We start from the raw sequence: 16876 nt of genomic DNA, 5'->3' as shown, positions 1-16876 counted from the left end.
CGGCCGGGGTGTCCTGGGCGGGTCACGAGGCGAGGAAGCGGGCGAACAGCGAGCGGTGGCGGCGCTCGCCCTTCTGGCCCCGCTGCGCCTCCAGCGCCTGCCGGTGCTCCGCGGCGGCCTTCCGCAGCTCGGCGGCGTGGTTCTGCATGACGACGTACTCGAGTTCGGCGTGCATCCGAGTGCTCCCGTGCTTGTGTTCGGCTTCTTGCACTCTTAAGACTCCGCCTAAGGCCCACCCTCGCACATCGGGCGGATGCCTTATCTCCCCGCCGGGGGCAGGGCTCAGGACGCCTAAGGAGGTGCTTAGGGCTCGTCGGCGAACTTGACCGTCACCTTGGTGAAGCCCAGGGACCTGAGCATCCCCTCCAGCATGGCCTTGGTGTTGCCGTCGGCCCTGGACCGCAGGTCGCTCGCGTTCGCCGCCTCGGTGATCTTGGTTTCGGCGAGCACGTAGAGCTCGCGCTGGTCGCCGGGGGAGGACGACAGGAAGTCCTGCACCCGGTCGAGCAGCCCGCGCTGCTGGGCGAAGACGTAGGAGCGGCGGTTGTCGAGGTTGGGCTTCTCGAGCTGGGCCCGGGGCAGGCGGATGGTGGCCTGGGTGCGGTCCTCGGAGACGGTCACGGCGTTGGCGGCCATGCCGGAGAAGTCGACGTAGGCGTCGACGCTGCCCGCGCCGACGAACAGCGTGCGGGTGCCCTTGACCGCGTCGGGCAGGAACGCGGCGTCCTTCTCCAGGTCGACCACCACCTGGAAGGTGCCGGTGGCGGCCTCGAACCTGCTCAGGTCCTTGATGGACTGCAGCAGCACCGGCTGGCTGCGGTCGACGGTCCGCTCGCCCAGGGGGTTGAGCCAGGACCACGCCAGCCGTCCGCCCACGACCAGCAGGACGGCCAGGACCAGCAGCCCGGCCAGGTATCGCCACCTTCGGCGCCGCCCCGGGGGGAGCGTGGCGGGCGCCGTCTGGGAAGTCGTCATGTGGGCTTGACTACCCGAACGGCGATCATCATTTCCAGCCTTTTGGTGACATCTCCGGTCCCCAGTTCGGGGTCGGCCCGGCGGTGGGCTGCGGGTAGACCGGGTAGACCTGCGACGCGCTGGGCGTCGGACGCGCGGCCGCCTGCGCGGGACCGCCCCCGAAGTGGGTGCTCGACAGCCTGCACGACTGGAAGTCGCTGTAGAACATGCGCAGCCACTCGCGCCGCTGGTGCTCGCTCAGCCCGGAGAACCAGGCGGCGGCGTACTGGTGCTCGGGCAGCGGGCCGCCGGGCAGGGGCTCGCCGCGCAGCCAGGCCATCACGATCTCGCGGTATCCGTCGGCGGTGGTGTCGGGGCATCTGGCCGCCAGCGACTCGAGGTACTCGGAGGCCGACTCGTCGGCGAACCCGGCCGACAGATCGGGGACGTGGATCGGGGCGAGCCCGGCGAACGGCTTCAACTGCTCGTCGAGCGGGCGCTGCTCCACCCGGGTGAAGGCGGCGGGCGTGCCCGCGAGCCGGGAGGCGATCGGGGTGAAGGCCGCGCCGAGCTCGGTCAGGCCCGCCCGCATGCCCGGGTGGACGCAGACCGTGATCGGCCAGTCCTGGCAGCTGTAGGCGATGTCCTGGGCGGCGGCGGGTTCCGGCTCGGCCAGCAGCCTGGCCACGCCCAGGCCGGCGGCCAGCACGGCGAGCAGCGCGCACGCCAGCACCAGCGCCTGCCTGGTCACCATCGCCGCCCAGCCGAGCAGCAGCGCCGCGGTGACGCCGAACAGCCAGATCGTCTGGTCGAAGAAGGCCGCCCCGCTGAACCCCTGGAACAGGTCGTAGGGCTCGCCGGTGCCCGGGGCCAGCCTGTCGGCCCACGACTGGCCCTCGGCCAGCCAGGTGAACAGCCCGTAGCAGCCGAGCCCGGCCATCGGCGGGGTGACGGCGCGCGGCAGCGCCCAGCCCGCGATCCAGCCGATCACCGAGTAGAGCGCGAGACCGGCCACGCCGACTCCCAGACCTGGCAGGCTCAGCCGTCCGGACTGCTCGGTCAGCACCGTCTTGACGGCCAGCACCAGCACGGTGGCCGCGAACGAGCCGAGCACCACGACGATGATGGCGAGCGGCGCCTTCAGCGCGCGCCAGGGCGTGAGCGCGCGGCGGCGCAGGGCCCTGCGCTTGCGCAGGGCCACCCATGCGGCGAACGCCGCGGCGACGGGACCCGTCAGCCGCAGCGACCCGATGACGGCGGCCACGATGTTGTCCCACGCGTCGACGCCAGGGATCAGGACGCTCCACGCGGCTGCCAGGCCGAGCGCGAGCAGCACGGCGACCGTGACGGCCGCGCTCTGCTTCAGCTCCTCGCGTGCAACGCCCGCGTGCTCACGCACGCATCATCCCGTTGAAGTCCATCAAGCACCCCCCGTGCCCCGTGGGCGATGCGGAAGCGGAGCAGCCCACGCCGGTCCCCACAGGCGATGGACTTGGCTTCCGCGTCACCCTTGATGCGAGAACCATAACTGAGCGTGATGATTGTCGTCCGGATTCTTGGGCAAGCAGTGAATCTGATCGCTCAGAGTAACCGCACGAACCCGGACGAGCGGCGCGCTACCGTAGCGCTGTGTCGCAGCCGAAGCCGCTCAACCTGCCGTTCGATCCGATCGCGCGCGCCGCGGAGACCTGGCGTGTTCACTTCGGCCCTTCTTCCGCCATGGCCGCCGTCACGTCGATCATGAGAGCGCATCAGATCCTGCTGTCGCAACTTGACTCGCTCCTGAAGCCGTACGACTTGACCTTCGCCAGGTACGAGGCGTTGGTGTTGTTGACCTTCAGCAGGTCCGGAGCGCTGCCGCTGTCAAAGATCGGTGAACGCCTGATGGTCCATCCCACCAGCGTCACCAACACGGTCGACAGGTTGGAAAAGTCGGGGCTGGTCTCCCGGATGCCCAATCCGCGCGACGGGCGCGGCGTGCTCGCCGAGATCACCGAGGCGGGCCGGGACGTCGTGCGGCGGGCCACCGACGACCTGATGGCGGCGGATTTCGGTCTGGGGATGTACGACGAGGCCGCGCTGGGGCAGATGTTCGACCAGTTGCGCACGCTCAGGGTGGCCGCTGGTGACTTCCCCACCTCCGACATGCGGCAAGATGAGGAGCATGGCGGACTTCTCTAGGCCCGGGTCGCTCTACGGAGCCATCGACCTGGGCGCGCGCAAGCAGGCACTGGAGGCGCAGGCCCGGCGGGAGGTCGCGGGTCCTCAGGCGGCCTCCGCTGCCACGGTCGTCGACGTGACCGAGGAGACGTTCACGTCCGACGTCATCGACCGCTCCGTGAGCGTGCCTGTCGTGCTCGACCTCTGGTCACCGCGGGCCCCCGGCAGCGCCCAGCTCAGCCCCGTGCTGGAGAAGGTGGTCGGTGAGACCGGCGGCCGGGCGGTGCTGGCCAGGGTGAACGTCGACGCCAGCCCGCAGATCGCGCAGGCGCTGCGCGTGCAGGCGGTGCCGACCGTGCTGGCCATCTTCCAGGGGCAGGCGGTCACCGGCTTCCAGCAGGTGCTGCCCGAGCAGGAGGTGCGCCGCTGGCTCGACGAGCTGATGGCCGCCGTCGAGCAGTTCTACCAGGCCAATCCCGACGCCCGGCCGCCCGCGGCCGAGGGCGGGGAGGAGGCTCCCGCCGAGCCCCCGGCCGACCCCGACCTGGTGGCCGCCGAGGAGGCCATCGACAAGGGCGACCTCGACGCGGCGGCCGCCGCCTACGAGCGGCTGCTGGCCCGCTCGCCGGGCAACGAGGACGCGAAGATGGGCCTGGCGGGCGTCGGCCTGATCAAGCGGACGGCCGACGCCGACCCGGCCGAGGTCCAGCGCCGCCTGCAGGACCCGTCCGACATCGACGCCGTGCTGCTGGCTGCCGACCTGGAGATGCTGTCCGGCGCGGTCGACGAGGCGTTCGAGCGGATCATCCAGGCGGTGAAGCGCACCTCGGGCGACGAGCGCGACAAGGCCAGGCGTCACCTGCTCGACCTTTTCACCGCACTTCCGGCAGATGACCCATCTCTGGCCAAAGCACGTAGAGCTTTGTCGAGCGCATTGTTCTAACCTGAAGGTATGCGGGTCGTCACGATTTCGGCGACATACGGCACGGCCGGGAGCGTCATCGGTCCGGCCGTCGCCGAACGTCTGGGCGTGCCCTTCGTCGACCGTGCCATCCCCAGCGCCGTGGCGCAGGAGCTGGGCTGCACCCTGGACGAGGCGCTGGCGCACGACGACAGGGCCGAGCACGGCCTCGCCAGGCTCCTGGGCGGAGCGATGCGACTGCCGACGGTCACCTTCGGCGGCGTGGACATGTACGTTCCCGGTGCGATGCCGCTCGCGCCGGAGGAGTTCGTCCGCCGTACCGAGCGCATGCTGAAGGACATCGCCCGCGCCGAGGGCGGCGTCTTCCTCGGCAGGGCGGGCGCGGTCGTGCTGGCCGACCATCCGGGCGCGCTGCACGTCCGGCTCGACGCCCCGCTGAAACGCCGGGTCCGGCAGACGTCCACGATCAGCGAGCTGAGCGAGCGCGAGGCCCGCAAGCTCATCGAGGACAACGACCGGGCGCGCAGCGCCTACGTGCGCCACTTCTACCGGGTCGATGCCGCCGACCCCTGCCAGTACCATCTGGTGCTCGACAGCACCAGCATCCCCGTGCCGACCTGCGTGGATCTGATCGTCACCGCCGCCGAGGCGCTGGACTGACCGAAACCCCCTACCATGGGAGGACTTCCTGGTCAGGCGCGAAGGAGCGATTGACGTGGCGACCGTCCCCAGTGTGTCGTACTCCATCACCGTGCGGCTCGAGGTGCCCGCAGGCGGCAAGGCCGTCAGCCAGCTCACCCACGCCGTAGAGTCGGCGGGAGGCGTGGTCACCGCCCTCGACGTCACCAACGCGGGCCACGAGAAGCTCCGCATCGACGTCACCTGCGCGGCCCGCGACACCGACCACGCCCAGGCCATCGTCGACCAGCTCGAGGCCGTCGACGGCGTGGTCATCCACAAGGTGTCCGACCGGACCTTCCTCATGCACCTCGGCGGCAAGATCGAGATGAAGTCGAAGGTGCCGCTGCGCAACCGCGACGAGCTGTCGATGGCCTACACGCCCGGCGTGGCGCGGGTCTCCATGGCGATCGCGCGCAACAAGGAGGACGCCCGGCGGCTGACCATCAAGCGCAACACCGTCGCCGTCGTCACCGACGGCTCGGCCGTGCTCGGCCTCGGCAACATCGGCCCGGAGGCGGCGCTGCCGGTCATGGAGGGCAAGGCGGCGCTGTTCAAACGGTTCGCCGGCATCGACGCCTGGCCCATCTGCCTCGACACGCAGGACGTCGACGAGATCGTCCGCGCCGTGCAGCTGATCGCGCCCGGCTTCGGCGGCATCAACCTCGAGGACATCTCCGCGCCCCGCTGCTTCGACGTGGAGCGGCGGCTGCGCGAGTTGCTCGACATCCCGGTCTTCCACGACGACCAGCACGGCACCGCGATCTGCGTGCTGGCCGCGCTCACCAACGCGCTGCGCGTGGTCAACAAGTCGATCGAGGACGTCAAGATCACCATGGCGGGCGCCGGGGCGGCGGGCAACGCCGTGCTGCGCCTCCTGCTCGCCGCCGGAGCCCGCAACATCGTCGTCTGCGACTACCTCGGCGCCGTCCACAAGGGCCGCGACGACCTCGACGAGTCGCTGCGCTGGATCGCCGAGCACACCAACGACGGGGGCTACTCGGGCGACCTGCGCGGCGCCGTCAAGGACGCCGACGTGTTCGTGGGCGTCTCGGCCCCGGGCATCCTGTCCGGCGACGACATCGCCGGCATGGCCCGCGACGCGGTCGTCTTCGCCCTGGCCAACCCCGAGCCCGAGGTCTCGCCCGACGACGCCCGCGAGCACGCCGCCGTGGTGGCGACCGGCCGCTCCGACTACCCCAACCAGATCAACAACGTGCTGGCCTTCCCCGGCGTCTTCCGCGGTCTGCTCGACGCCCAGGCCACCGAGGTCAGCCAGGAGATGCTCCTGGCCGCCGCGCACGCCCTCGCCGCCGTCGTCACCCCCGAGGAACTGGGCCCCAACTACATCATCCCGAGCGTCTTCCACCCCGACGTGGCGACCGCCGTCGCGGCGGCCGTGCGGGAGTCGGCGGGCGGCCGGGCCCGCGGCTTCACCGAGGCCTGATCCCCGGCGTCACCTGCCGCCTGGGGGCGCCTCCTCGGCGACGGCCGGGATCAGCCGGTAGTCGGCCTGGAAGACCAGGTTGTGGACGTCGGCCGCGGCGATGGCGCGCAGCGTCGGAAGCTGGTCGGCCGCGTCCGAGGCGTTGAAGACGTTCAGCGGCCACTCGCCGACCGTGCCGCCCCGCAGGTGCGGGTGTTGGAAGCCGCGGCCGTAGTGCGCCACCAGGGCGACGGGCTCGACTCCGGCCCGCCGCTGCTCCGGCCAGGTGAGCGACCACGCGGCCATGAGGCCGCCGTCCTGGCCCCTGGTCAGGCCGGTGGCCTGGATCTGGCCCGTGCCGAGGAGGAGTTCGGTGTTGACCTCGTCCAGGGTCTGGCGGGCCACCGCGTCCATGAGGGCGACCGTCTCGGTGAAGAGGCGTTCCTTGTCCTCGCGGGAGGAGGCGTGGCCGTGGGTGCCGTCGCGAAGGTCGCGGAAGTGGCGCAGCAACGCCTCGTGGGTTCTCATGGCGCGTCCTTTGCCGGTCGGGGCCGTCGGTGGTCCTGTTTCCCGTTCGGAGTGGGTGTAAAGCTCGCGGCGGTCACCGTCCACGACCGGTGCGGACGAATCCGGCCGCCAGCGTCAGCAGGGCGTTGACCAGCACCGCGACGGTCACCCCGCGCAGTACCGAGGAGCCCATGGCGGCGGTGGCGACGGCGCTCATGATCGGGATGCCCATGGCGATGCCGACCTGCTGGGTCATCGTGGCCAGGCCGGTGGCGAGCCCCTGTTCGGAGTCGGGCAGGCCCGAGGTGGCCGTCACCATGAAGCCGACGATGGCCACCATGTTCCCGACACCGCCGATGAACGTGGCCGCCAGCAGCAGCCAGATCCAGCCGGACCCCGTCCCGAGGAGTGCCAGTGAGGCCGTGGCCACGGCCTGCACGGCGAACCCGGCCGCGAGCGCCCGCCCGGTGCCGAGGCGCGACAGCACCCGGGGAGCGAGGACGCCGCCCAGCACGGTGCCGAGCCCCAGCACGCCGAACGCCAGCCCCGTCGCCAACGCGGAGTAGCCCAGCACCTTCTGCAGGTAGAGCGTCATGAGGAAGACCAGCGAGGTCTCGGTGGCGAAGGCGACCAGCCCTGCCAGGTTCCCCCACTTCACGTTGGCCCTGGCGAGGATCGTCACCGGCACGAGCGGCGAGGACGCCCGCCGCTCCACGAACCAGAACGCCACCAGCAGCACCGCGCCCGCCGCGAGCCCGCCGAGCCCGGCCGGGTCGGCGAAGCCGTGCTCGCCGGCCCGGGTCAGCCCGAAGACCAGCGCGAGCAGGCCCGCCGTCACCGTCGCGGCGCCTGGCAGGTCCATCCTGGGCCGCTGTACGGGACGGCTCTCGGTCAGCAGCGCGGGCGCCGCGGCCAGGACGGCCACCGCCACCGGCACGTTGACGAGGAACGCCCACCGCCAGCTCAGCAGGTCGGTCAGCAGCCCGCCCAGGATCGCCCCCGAGGTGAAGCCGGCCGACATCAACGCCCCGTTCAGGCCCAGCGCCCGAGCCCGCAGCGGCCCCTCGCGGAACGAGGTGGTCAGCAGTGACAGCCCGGCGGGCGTGACGATCGCCGTGGCCAGGCCCTGCGCGACCCTGGCGACCAGCAGCATCGCCGGGGACGCGGCCAGCCCTCCCGCCAGCGAGGACAGGCCGAGCAGGGCCATCCCGGCGAGGAACAGCCGTCGGCGTCCGAACAGGTCGGCGACGCGTCCGAACAGCAGCGTGAACCCGGCGGCGGCCAGCGCGAACGCGGTCGCCACCCACTGCAGGTCGGCCAGCGCGAACCCGAGCCCGGACCCGATCACGGGCAGCGCCACGTTCAGGATCGAGAAGTCGACGGCCAGCATGAACTGCGAGCCGAGCAGCAGCACGAGCACCATCCGCTGGCGCGCGGTCATCCGGGCGTCCTGGCTCTCGGTGAGTGTGGTCATGAATCCCCCTTAATGGGTCAGAGGTTCCGTTAAGGTGGGCATGACGGTAACACAAGGAGACGCGCTAATGGAACAAGAGTCCCGTTTGGCGGGGACGGTGCGGCCCGGCGGCCGCACGGCTAGGATCCGGTCGGCCGTGCTCGAGGCCACCCAGGACGAACTGGTGAAACACGGCTTCCACGGCCTCAGCATGGACGCGGTGGCGGCCAGGGCCGGCGTGGGCAAGACCACCGTCTACCGGCGCTGGGGCAGCGCCGCGGGCCTGGTCACCGACCTCATGACGGAGCTTGCCGAGCAGTCGGCGTCCCACGCCGACACGGGGACGATCGAGGGGGACCTGCGCGCGAACGCGGCCGGCGTCCTCGCCGCCCTCAGGGACGAGCGCCTGAGCGCCACCTTCCAGGCGGTCATCGCGGCCGCCACCTGCGACGAGGAGGCGGCCACCGCGCTGCGCGCCTTCTACGCGCGCAGGATCGACGAGTGGGCCAAGGTGGTGGACCTCGCGGTGGAGCGCGGCGAACTCCCGGCGGGCACGGACGGCCGCGAGCTGGTCAGGGCGGTCTCGGCCCCGCTCTACTACCGCCTGGTGGTCACCAGGGAGCCGGTGGACGAGACGGTCGCGACCCTGGCGGCCACGCGCGCCCTGGCGGCCGCCCGTGCCGGGGCCTTCGTGGGGGGCGCGTGACGGGCGTCTGGGCCTGCGTCGGCGGGTCGTGGCGGCGTCTGGACGGCGCGCGCCTCCCTGGGCCTGCGTCGGCGGGTCGTGGTGGCGGCTAGGAGTACGTCTGGCGGGGCCAGATCGAGCCGTACCACCAGATGATTCCGCCGGTGATGACCAGGCCCCCGGCGGTCGCGAGCTTGCCCCACAGGTCGGCTGGAGGGCCGGTGTAGGGCAGGCGGCCGGAGCGGCGGCCCCAGGTGCCACCGGCGTAGGGCGGTTGGTCGAAGCGGCGGCCCCAGGGGCAGTCGTTCCTGATGAGCGTCGAGTCGATCAGCGAGTCGGCCTCGTCCTCGTCCACCGAGAACGCCTCGACCCGCACGCTGCTCCCGCGGCCGACCCTGATGTTCCTGGTGATCGTGTCGTGCGCCTCGATGGAGCCGGTCGCGACGGTCTGCGAGTCGGACTGCAGGTCGTAACTGGCCACCTCGCCGCTGTCGTTGGTCAGGTTGACCCCCACGCGCCCTCTGCCGCAGGCCACCCGGTCCGTCGACATGGTGAACGGGTCGCCGGGGTTGTCGGGCTGCGGCCACGCCCAGGCCGCCGACGGCAGGAGGAGTGTCGCCCCGACAGGCAGCGCTGCCAGGGCGAGGCGGGTGCCGATGCGCATTGCTCCTCCGAAAGTGATCTCTGCTACCCATGGTCCCCTTTCGGTTGCGGAAAGTAACATCGACACGACGGGGGAGCGAGATGCGGGTTTGACCCTTCATGATGGAGGTATGGCGGAGGCGATCTACGTCGGTGGTCTGTTGGTGGCGACCCCGCTCCTAGACGACCCCAACTTCCGGCGTAGCGTCGTGCTGATCCTCGAACACGACCACGACGGCGGAACTCTGGGCGTGGTGCTGAACCGGCCGAGCGAGATCTCGGTCACGCAGGTGCTGCCGGTCTGGGATCCGCTGGTCACCGGGCCGCCCGTGCTGTTCCAGGGCGGTCCCGTGCAGACCGACAGCGCGCTGGCGCTGGCCGCGGTCCCGAGCGGGGAGGAGCCGCTGGGCTGGCGCAGGCTTCACGCGGGCACGCCCGCCGTCTCCAGGCTGGGCACGGTGGACCTCGACGCGCCGCCCGAGATCCTGCAGGGCGAGATCGCGCAGATGCGGATCTTCGCCGGCTACGCGGGCTGGACGTCCGGGCAGCTGGAGAGCGAGATCGCGGAGGGCGCCTGGTACGTGGTCGACTCCGAGGTGGGTGACACCTTCCATGCCGACCCCGGCGAGCTCTGGCGGCACGTCCTGCGGCGGCAGCCCGGCGAGCTGGCCTTCGTGGCCACCTGCCCCGACGATCCGACGCTGAACTAGGTGTCCCAGCCGGGGCGCAGCGACTGCTCGGCGAGCTGGATCGTCGTCTCCAGCCGGCTGACGATCTGCGGAAGGTCGTGCTGCTCGGACTGCGGGCACTCGAAGCCGACCCGCATCGTCGACATGGCGAACGCCACGATGAGGTGGGTGAGCTGGTCCTGTGCCGGGTCGACACCTCGGCGGGCGGCGATCTCGTCGGCCAGGCGCCTCTCGGTCTCCGTGCCCCTGGCCACCGACAGCCCCACCAGGTGCGGGTGCTCCTCCATGACGCGGCGCAGTTTCAGGAACCTCTGGGTGTCGGCGGGCGTTGAATCGGCGACATCGCTCAGCACCGCGCGCAACGCGTGCGTCAGCGAGGTGAAGGGAGGCTCGTCGGCGGGGCGGGCCTGCAGGGTCTCCCGCATGATCTCCTCGCCGTGGTCGTGGAACCACAGCACGATGTGATCCTTGCTGGTGAAGTAGCGGAAGAAGGTGCGCGGCGACACGTCGACCGCCCCCGCTATCTGCTCCACGGTGGTGGAGTCGTACCCTTGTTCGAGGAACAAGTCGATCGCGGCGTCGAGGATCGCCAGCCGCGTCTTCTCCTTCTTGCGCTCCCGCAGCCCCACAGATTTCACTCCCTCGACATCATTCTGTCACAGGATGCCAGAAGTCATACTGCGCCGAATGAAATCCGTTTGTCATCTGTCATCTGCTGACATATATTACCTAAGGCTTACGAGACTTATGCCCTGGCGTGGGGCAGCTGTACTTGAGGGGGACTTATGGCTCACACGAGGACGGTCGACGCGCCGTCGTCGTCTGGCCCAGAGAAGACGGGAGCGGGCAACCCGTGGTTGACTCTGCTCGCGGTCTGTCTGGGCGTCATCATGGTGATGCTCGACGGGACCGTGGTCGGTATCGCCAACCCGGTGATCCAGGCTGACCTCGGCGCCTCCCTGTCGGACCTGCAGTGGGTGACCAGCGGCTACCTGCTCGCCCTGGCGGTGTTCCTGATCACCGCGGGCAAGCTCGGTGACCTGTTCGGGCACAAGCGGGTCTTCCTGATCGGCGTCGCCGGATTCGCGATCTCTTCGGTGGGCATCGGGCTCAGCGCCCAGATCTCGGACGTTATTCCCGGCCTGTCGCCGGTCGGCGCCCTGATCGGCCTGCGCGTGCTGCAGGGCCTGTTCGGCGCGCTGCTCCAGCCCGCCGCCCTGGCGTTGCTGCGTGGAGCGTTCCCCGGCGAGAAGCTGAACCAGGCGATGGGGGCGTGGGGTGCCATCATCGGCCTGTCGAGCGCCGCGGGCCCGATCGTGGGCGGCGTGCTGGTCGAGAACGTGAGCTGGCAGTCCGTCTTCTTCATCAACGCCCCGGTGGGCGTCATCGCCCTGCTCATGGGCGTGTTGATCATCAAGGAGAACCGCGCCAAGTCGCTCGCGCGCATCGACTGGGGCGGCGTGGTGCTGCTGTCCGGCGCGATGTTCGCGCTGGTGTGGACGATCATCAAGGCCCCCGAGTGGGGCTGGGGCGACGGCAAGACGCTGGGCTTCCTGGCCGGCTTCGCCGTGCTGATCGCCGGGTTCATCTTCTGGCAGAGCAGGGCCAAGCAGCCGCTGGTGCCGCTCGGGCTGTTCAAGAACCCGTCGATCTCGATCGGCACCGTGCTGATGATGATGGTCGCGTTCGCGATGTTCGGCGCCATGTTCTTCCTGGGCTTCTTCTTCCAGGGCGTCCACGGCCTGACTCCGCTGGAGGCGGGCATGCGGATGCTGCCGATGAGCGCGGGCATGATCGTCGCCTCGCCGCTGGCGGGCATGATGATCGGCAAGGCCGGCCCGAAGATCACGATGGCCGTCGGTCTGCTGATCACCGCGACCTCCATGTTCCTCATGTCGCGGCTCAGCATCGACGCCTCGTTCATCGAGAGCGGGATCCCCTTCCTGCTGCTGGCCTTCGGCCTCTCGCCGGTGTTCGTCGGCGCCACCGAGATCATCGTCGGTAACGCGCCCCTCGAGCTCAGCGGCGTCGCGGGCGGCGTGCAGCAGTCGGCCATGCAGGTCGGCGGCGCGCTCGGCACCGCGATCCTGGGCGCCGTCATGGCCGCCGAGATCTCCAGCAAGCTGCCCGGCTACCTCGGCCCGGCGGCCAAGGCGATCCCGGCCGAGCAGATGACGCTGCTGGAGAAGGCCGCCTCCTTCGGCGGGCTGCCCCCGGGAACCCCCGCTCAGCTCAAGCAGATGGTCGGCGGCGCGGTGCACAACGCGTTCATGGACGGTATGCACCTGGCCTTCCTGGTCAGCACCGGCATCGCGATCCTGACCGCGGTGCTGGCCCTGTTCGTCAAGGCCGGTCGCAAGACGGAGGGCGCGCCGGTCCACGTCGGCTGACGCTCACTTCCTCGCGGCTCCCGCTCCCTTCCCGGGGCGGGAGCCGTCCTGTTTTCCAGGGACGCCGGGGGCTCGCCGAGCCGGAGGGAGCGCTGGGCCGCGGGGCATAGACTTGGCGGGGTGAGCACCACGAAGATCCTCCCTGAGCAGGAGACCACGCCACGCACGTCCCATGGCGACGGCGATCACGAGCGGTTCTCCCACTACGCCGACAAGCACAAGATCACCGAGAGCATGGTGACCGGCACGCCGATCCGTGCCCTGTGCGGCAAGGTCTGGGTGCCCAGCCGCGACCCGAAGAAGTATCCGGTGTGCCCGGAGTGCAAGGAGATCTACGAGGGCCTGCCGTCCGGCGGCGGCGAGGGCGGCGGCGACAAGAACCAGTGAGTGTCGCTGCCTGGTCATCACCCTAGACCGAGTTACGGTTTGTAGTCACATCGACTCAAATCGTAACTGGAGGCCGCATGGCCAGGCGGGCGACCGCCGTCTCGTTGGCGTGCCTGCTCGCGGCCGGGCCGACGCTGCCGCCCCAACCCGCGCTGGTCGCGCAACCCGTCTGCGTCAAGCCGAAACCCGGCCGCCGGTCCGCCGACGCCCCCCGATCTCCCGAGCCGAGGTCCCTGGGGCCGAATCTGGTGTCGGACATGCTCGCCGACCTGGGCAGGCGGCTGCGCGGCAGCACCCCGCCCGACGTCGTCACCGTGCCGACCCGGGTGCACGTCCTCACTGACGGCGTCAGGCGGGCGTCCGACCAGGCGGCCAGAGAACAGATCGACACGCTCAACGCCGCCTACTCCGGCCGGTACGGCGGCGTCGACACGGGCGTGCGCTTCCGTCTTGACGAGATCTCGGTCGAGCAGAACACCGGCTGGTTCATCGACCCCGTCGGCAACGAGACGGCCATGAAGCAGGCGCTCCGCAGCGGCGGGCCCGAGACGCTGAACCTCTACCTCGCCCAGCTCAGCGAGGCCTTCCTCGGCTTCTCCACCTACCCGTACCTGTACGACAGCGCCCCCGTCCTCGACGGCGTCGTCATCGACTGGCGCACCCTGCCTGGCGGGTCGCTGGGCGACTACGACCGCGGATTCACCGGCGTCCACGAGATCGGCCACTGGCTCGGGCTCTTCCACACCTTCGACAACGGCTGCGACGACCCCGGCGACGGCATCGCCGACACCGCGCCTGAGGCCAGGCCGACCGAGGGCTGCCCCACCACCAAGGACACCTGCCCCGACGCGGGCGACGACCCGATGCACAACTTCATGGACTACGCCGACGACCAGTGCATGCGCGAGTTCACCAGCGGTCAGGCGACCCGCATGCGCGAAGCCTGGGCCGCCTACCGCACCCCCCGCTCTTCGGCGGCCCTCCGCATTCCCGCCGGGGTCGCGACCGTCTTCCCCATGTCCGCGATTCCCACCCACGCGCGTTTGCCCCGTTCGGGTGGGAAATAGGATGTCGGAGTGAAAGCACCGAAGGCAGTCGACACTCCATACGAACCACCCCGCATCTTCGGTGCCGCCTACCGCACGGCCACCATCGGCATCCTGCTGGTCGTCACGCTGGTCGCCTTCGAGGGCATGTCCGTCGGCGTCGTCATGCCGATGGTGTCGGAACAGCTCGACGCCCTCGGCCTGTACGGGCTGAGCTTCTCGGCCTTCCTCATCGCCAGCCTGTTCGCCAACGTGGTGTCCGGGCTCTGGGCGGATCGCCGCGGCTACACCATGCCGTTCCTCCTCGGCGTGGTGCTCTTCGTCCTGGGGATGGGGCTGGCGGGCGCGGCGGTGAACAAGGAGCTGTTCCTGGCGGCGCGGGCCGTCCAGGGGCTGGGGGCGGGCTGCACGATCGTGGCGATCTACGTCATGATCGCCCGGGTCTATCCGGCGGACGTGCGGCCCAGGGTGTTCGCGGGGCTGTCGGCGGCGTGGGTGGTGCCCGCCATGGTGGGCCCGGCCGTGGCCGGGTCCGTGGCCCAAGCCTGGGGGTGGCGGTGGGTGTTCTACGGCATCATCCCGCTCGTGGTGCCCGCCCTGGTCATGCTGGTGCCCGCGTTGAAGAGGCGTCCCTCACAGGAGGAGGCGGCGCCGTCGGAGGGGCCGCGCTCCCGTCCGGTGGCGATGACGCTGGCCGCCCTGGCCGCCGCCGGGGGAGCGGGAGCGCTGCTGTGGGGCATCGACAACCTGCACATCAGGCTCGCGCTCAGCGCGGTCGCCGTCGTCGCCGGCCTGGCCGCGCTCGGCTACGGGCTGCGCCAACTGCTGCCGCCAGGGGCGCTGCGCTTCGGGGCGGGGCTGCCGACCACGATCATGCTGCGTGGGTTCTTCTCGGCGGCGTTCTTCGGGGTGAACGGGTTCATCCCGCTCGCGCTGGAGCAGGTCAAGGGGTTCGAGCTGAGGGACGCGGGCATCGCGCTCACCACCGGGGCGCTGGGGTGGTCCACCGGGTCGTACCTGCAGAGCAGGCGCAGCGCCGAGCCGTACCGGCGGATCAGGACCGGGGCGGCCTGCGTGATGGCGGGCGTGCTGCTGTCGCTGCTCTCGGTGCTTCCCGGGGTCACCGGGTGGGTCGCCGTCCCGGCCTGGATCGTGGCGGGGTTCGGGATGGGGCTCGGGATGACCACGGTGAGCGTCACGGCGCTCAAGCAGTCGCCGGTCAACGAGCAGGGGGCCAACTCGGCGGCCCTGTCGGTCACGGACATGCTCGGCAGCGCCCTGGCCCTCGGCGTGGGCGGCGCGCTGGTCAACCTGATCGGCCACGGCCCGTCCGAGATCGCCCGCGGGTTCGGGGTGATCGGGGCCCTGATGGCGCTCGTCGCCCTCGCCGCGCTGCTGCTCTCCCGTCGCGCCCGCTGATCGTCTCGTCGCCGGTGCGGGCCGGTGCTGGCGTGGCGCCTTCCTTTCGTTACGGCACGCATGGGCCGGCGCCATCCGCCGTACGGGGCTGAGGGCCTCCAGGGAGACGGCCGCTGACCGGTACGGGGCGGGCCGCCGCTACGGCCCGCGGCAACCGTCTCCGCGCCCTGGCGGCACCCCGCACGCGTTCGTTCCTCCACGGCCGGTATACGCGTTTCGGGCCTGTCCTTGAGGGGGATTCCGCATCTCCTGTCACTGCGATCACGGATCGCCGGTCGAGAACGACAAGGAGTGATAGGACAGCGGGACAGGGAGGTGCCATGGAGGATGATCGCCGTGTCTGGCCGCCGGGCCCGCCGAAGCACCGCCGTACTTCTCCCCGGGCCCCCGAGCCCCCACGGAGTGACGGCCGTGATCCCCGCGATTTGGCGCCCCCGCGAACTGACGGCCGTGATCCCCGCGATCTGGCGCCCCCGCGAAGTGAGGGCCGTGATTCCCGTGATCTGGCGCCCCCGCGAAGTTCCCCCCGTGATTCCCGTGATGTGAAGCCTCCGCGGAGCGACCGTCGTGACCCCTATGTCGCGGCGCCTTCGCTGGGTGCTTCCCGGGCTCCGGGATCTCGTCGGAGTGACCGTGCCCCTTCACCGGCCCCGGAGTCCTCGCGGAGTGACCGCCGCGATCCCTGGGACCTGACGTCCTCGCAGGGCGCCTCCCGAGCCCCCGAGCCCCGGCACGGTCGGCGTCCGCCCACCGCCTGGGGGCGGCGTGACGATCCCGACGACGGGGAGTGGCCCGGAGACGAGCCCGGCGAGCAGGAGCGGTGGAACCCCCGGATCAGGGCCGTCGGGGACAAGGTGCCGTGGGAGTCGATGCCGCCGTCCGCCCGGCTCTACGGCGCCCCCGCCGATCCGGGGTTGGGGCGGAAGGTCAGGGGCCGCCGGTGGCGGCGGTGGGCGGGTGCGGGGCTGGCGCTCGTCCTGGCCGGAGGGCTCGTCACCGGGCTGGTCGTGATCCTGATGCGGCCGGCCGCTCCCGAGGCCGTGACCGCGCAGGTCCGCGACGCGGTGGCCGGTGTGACCCTCTCCCTGCCTCCGGGGTGGCGGGAGGAGGCGGTGCCGCCCGTGACGGGGTTCACGTCCGTGCTGCGTGACGGCGGCGGCGCACTCGTGATGGCGGGACCGGTGGCCGATTCCGTGGCTGATTCCGTGGTCGATTCCGCGGCCGACGCGCGGAAGGCCGCGCGGGAGGCGGCGGAGCTGTACTCCCGGCTCCTGCTCAAGGGCGACCGTGTCGTGGTCGTCGACGACAGGTCGCTCGAACACGGATACACCCGTGCGCTCAGGGCCGAATACCGAGATGTCGTGAACGGTCCGGCTTACCTGCGCGTGACACTTCTCACTCGTTCGGGGAGGGATGTCCTCCTCGTCGGCCTCCTCCAACCCGACGACGGCAACCGCAGGCAGGCGCTCGACGCGGTGCTGTCAGGCGTCCGATAAGCCACGTGACGCCCATTAGCAC

General features: G+C 70.9%; 18 protein-coding genes. 11 read left to right on the top strand and 7 right to left on the bottom strand.

Annotated elements, in window-relative coordinates:
- Window positions 1-22 precede the first annotated feature (22 nt).
- The 3 genes from ABT294_RS01665 to ABT294_RS01655 form a co-directional block, all read right to left on the bottom strand.
- Window positions 23-175, bottom strand: a complete 153-nt coding sequence (locus ABT294_RS01665) for a hypothetical protein (protein WP_350802784.1) — start codon at window positions 173-175, stop codon at window positions 23-25.
- 128 nt (window positions 176-303) lie between these two features.
- A complete protein-coding gene (locus ABT294_RS01660) occupies window positions 304-975 on the bottom strand; it encodes a DUF4230 domain-containing protein (RefSeq protein ID WP_350802783.1) in 672 nt (223 codons plus the stop codon).
- Window positions 976-1003: 28 nt separating this feature from the next.
- Window positions 1004-2353: a hypothetical protein gene (locus ABT294_RS01655; RefSeq protein ID WP_350802782.1), complete on the bottom strand. Its 1350-nt coding sequence runs from the start codon at window positions 2351-2353 to the stop codon at window positions 1004-1006.
- A 230-nt stretch (window positions 2354-2583) separates the two neighbouring features.
- Here ABT294_RS01655 and ABT294_RS01650 point away from each other — a divergent pair, with 230 nt between their 5' ends.
- The 4 genes from ABT294_RS01650 to ABT294_RS01635 are packed head-to-tail and all read left to right on the top strand — an operon-like array spanning window position 2584 to window position 6161.
- Complete coding sequence (locus tag ABT294_RS01650; protein ID WP_350802781.1) at window positions 2584-3135, top strand: MarR family winged helix-turn-helix transcriptional regulator; 552 nt, start codon at window positions 2584-2586, stop codon at window positions 3133-3135.
- The gene (locus ABT294_RS01645; RefSeq protein WP_350802780.1) at window positions 3119-4057 is read left to right on the top strand and encodes a tetratricopeptide repeat protein; all 939 of its coding nucleotides are present in this window, start codon (window positions 3119-3121) and stop codon (window positions 4055-4057) included. Before ABT294_RS01650 ends, ABT294_RS01645 begins: the two co-directional genes overlap by 17 nt.
- A 9-nt stretch (window positions 4058-4066) precedes the next feature.
- Window positions 4067-4696 carry a cytidylate kinase-like family protein gene (locus ABT294_RS01640; RefSeq protein ID WP_350802779.1) on the top strand — a complete coding sequence of 210 codons (630 nt, stop codon included), beginning with the start codon at window positions 4067-4069 and terminating at the stop codon, window positions 4694-4696.
- A 55-nt stretch (window positions 4697-4751) separates the two neighbouring features.
- Complete coding sequence (locus ABT294_RS01635) at window positions 4752-6161, top strand: NAD-dependent malic enzyme (protein ID WP_350802778.1); 1410 nt, start codon at window positions 4752-4754, stop codon at window positions 6159-6161.
- A 9-nt stretch (window positions 6162-6170) separates the two neighbouring features.
- On the opposite strand, the gene ABT294_RS01630 is transcribed toward ABT294_RS01635, so the two are convergent.
- A complete protein-coding gene (locus ABT294_RS01630) occupies window positions 6171-6668 on the bottom strand; it encodes a hypothetical protein (RefSeq protein ID WP_350802777.1) in 498 nt (165 codons plus the stop codon).
- A gap of 73 nt (window positions 6669-6741) precedes the next feature.
- Window positions 6742-8121 carry an MFS transporter gene (locus ABT294_RS01625; RefSeq protein WP_350802776.1) on the bottom strand — a complete coding sequence of 460 codons (1380 nt, stop codon included), beginning with the start codon at window positions 8119-8121 and terminating at the stop codon, window positions 6742-6744.
- Between the two features lie 67 nt (window positions 8122-8188).
- Between ABT294_RS01625 and ABT294_RS01620 the strand changes: the two genes are divergently transcribed.
- Window positions 8189-8806: a TetR/AcrR family transcriptional regulator gene (locus ABT294_RS01620; protein WP_350802775.1), complete on the top strand. Its 618-nt coding sequence runs from the start codon at window positions 8189-8191 to the stop codon at window positions 8804-8806.
- 88 nt (window positions 8807-8894) lie between these two features.
- On the opposite strand, the gene ABT294_RS01615 is transcribed toward ABT294_RS01620, so the two are convergent.
- Complete coding sequence (locus ABT294_RS01615; protein ID WP_350802774.1) at window positions 8895-9449, bottom strand: hypothetical protein; 555 nt, start codon at window positions 9447-9449, stop codon at window positions 8895-8897.
- Window positions 9450-9558: 109 nt separating this feature from the next.
- Between ABT294_RS01615 and ABT294_RS01610 the strand changes: the two genes are divergently transcribed.
- Window positions 9559-10137, top strand: a complete 579-nt coding sequence (locus ABT294_RS01610) for a YqgE/AlgH family protein (RefSeq protein ID WP_350802773.1) — start codon at window positions 9559-9561, stop codon at window positions 10135-10137.
- On the opposite strand, the gene ABT294_RS01605 is transcribed toward ABT294_RS01610, so the two are convergent.
- Entirely contained in the window at window positions 10134-10745 is a 612-nt protein-coding gene (locus ABT294_RS01605) for a TetR/AcrR family transcriptional regulator (RefSeq protein ID WP_350802771.1), read from the bottom strand. The two genes, ABT294_RS01610 and ABT294_RS01605, sit on opposite strands and share 4 nt — an antisense overlap.
- 156 nt (window positions 10746-10901) lie before the next feature.
- Here ABT294_RS01605 and ABT294_RS01600 point away from each other — a divergent pair, with 156 nt between their 5' ends.
- From ABT294_RS01600 to ABT294_RS01580, 5 genes are all read left to right on the top strand, one after another.
- Entirely contained in the window at window positions 10902-12506 is a 1605-nt protein-coding gene (locus ABT294_RS01600) for an MFS transporter (protein WP_350802770.1), read from the top strand.
- A gap of 120 nt (window positions 12507-12626) precedes the next feature.
- Window positions 12627-12893 (top strand): DUF3039 domain-containing protein, encoded by a 267-nt coding sequence (locus ABT294_RS01595; protein ID WP_350802769.1) that lies wholly within the window; start codon window positions 12627-12629, stop codon window positions 12891-12893.
- Window positions 12894-12970: 77 nt separating this feature from the next.
- A complete protein-coding gene (locus tag ABT294_RS01590) occupies window positions 12971-13960 on the top strand; it encodes a zinc metalloprotease (protein WP_350802768.1) in 990 nt (329 codons plus the stop codon).
- Window positions 13961-13969: 9 nt separating this feature from the next.
- Window positions 13970-15358 (top strand): MFS transporter, encoded by a 1389-nt coding sequence (locus tag ABT294_RS01585; RefSeq protein WP_350802767.1) that lies wholly within the window; start codon window positions 13970-13972, stop codon window positions 15356-15358.
- Window positions 15359-16227: 869 nt separating this feature from the next.
- On the top strand, window positions 16228-16854 hold the full coding sequence (locus ABT294_RS01580) for a hypothetical protein (protein ID WP_350802766.1): 627 nt from the start codon (window positions 16228-16230) through the stop codon (window positions 16852-16854).
- Window positions 16855-16876: the final 22 nt, after the last annotated feature.

Origin of the sequence: Nonomuraea sp. NPDC000554 (assembly GCF_040300065.1) — a bacterium.
Taxonomy (GTDB): domain Bacteria; phylum Actinomycetota; class Actinomycetes; order Streptosporangiales; family Streptosporangiaceae; genus Nonomuraea.
This window is presented reverse-complemented; position numbering and strand designations above follow the sequence as displayed.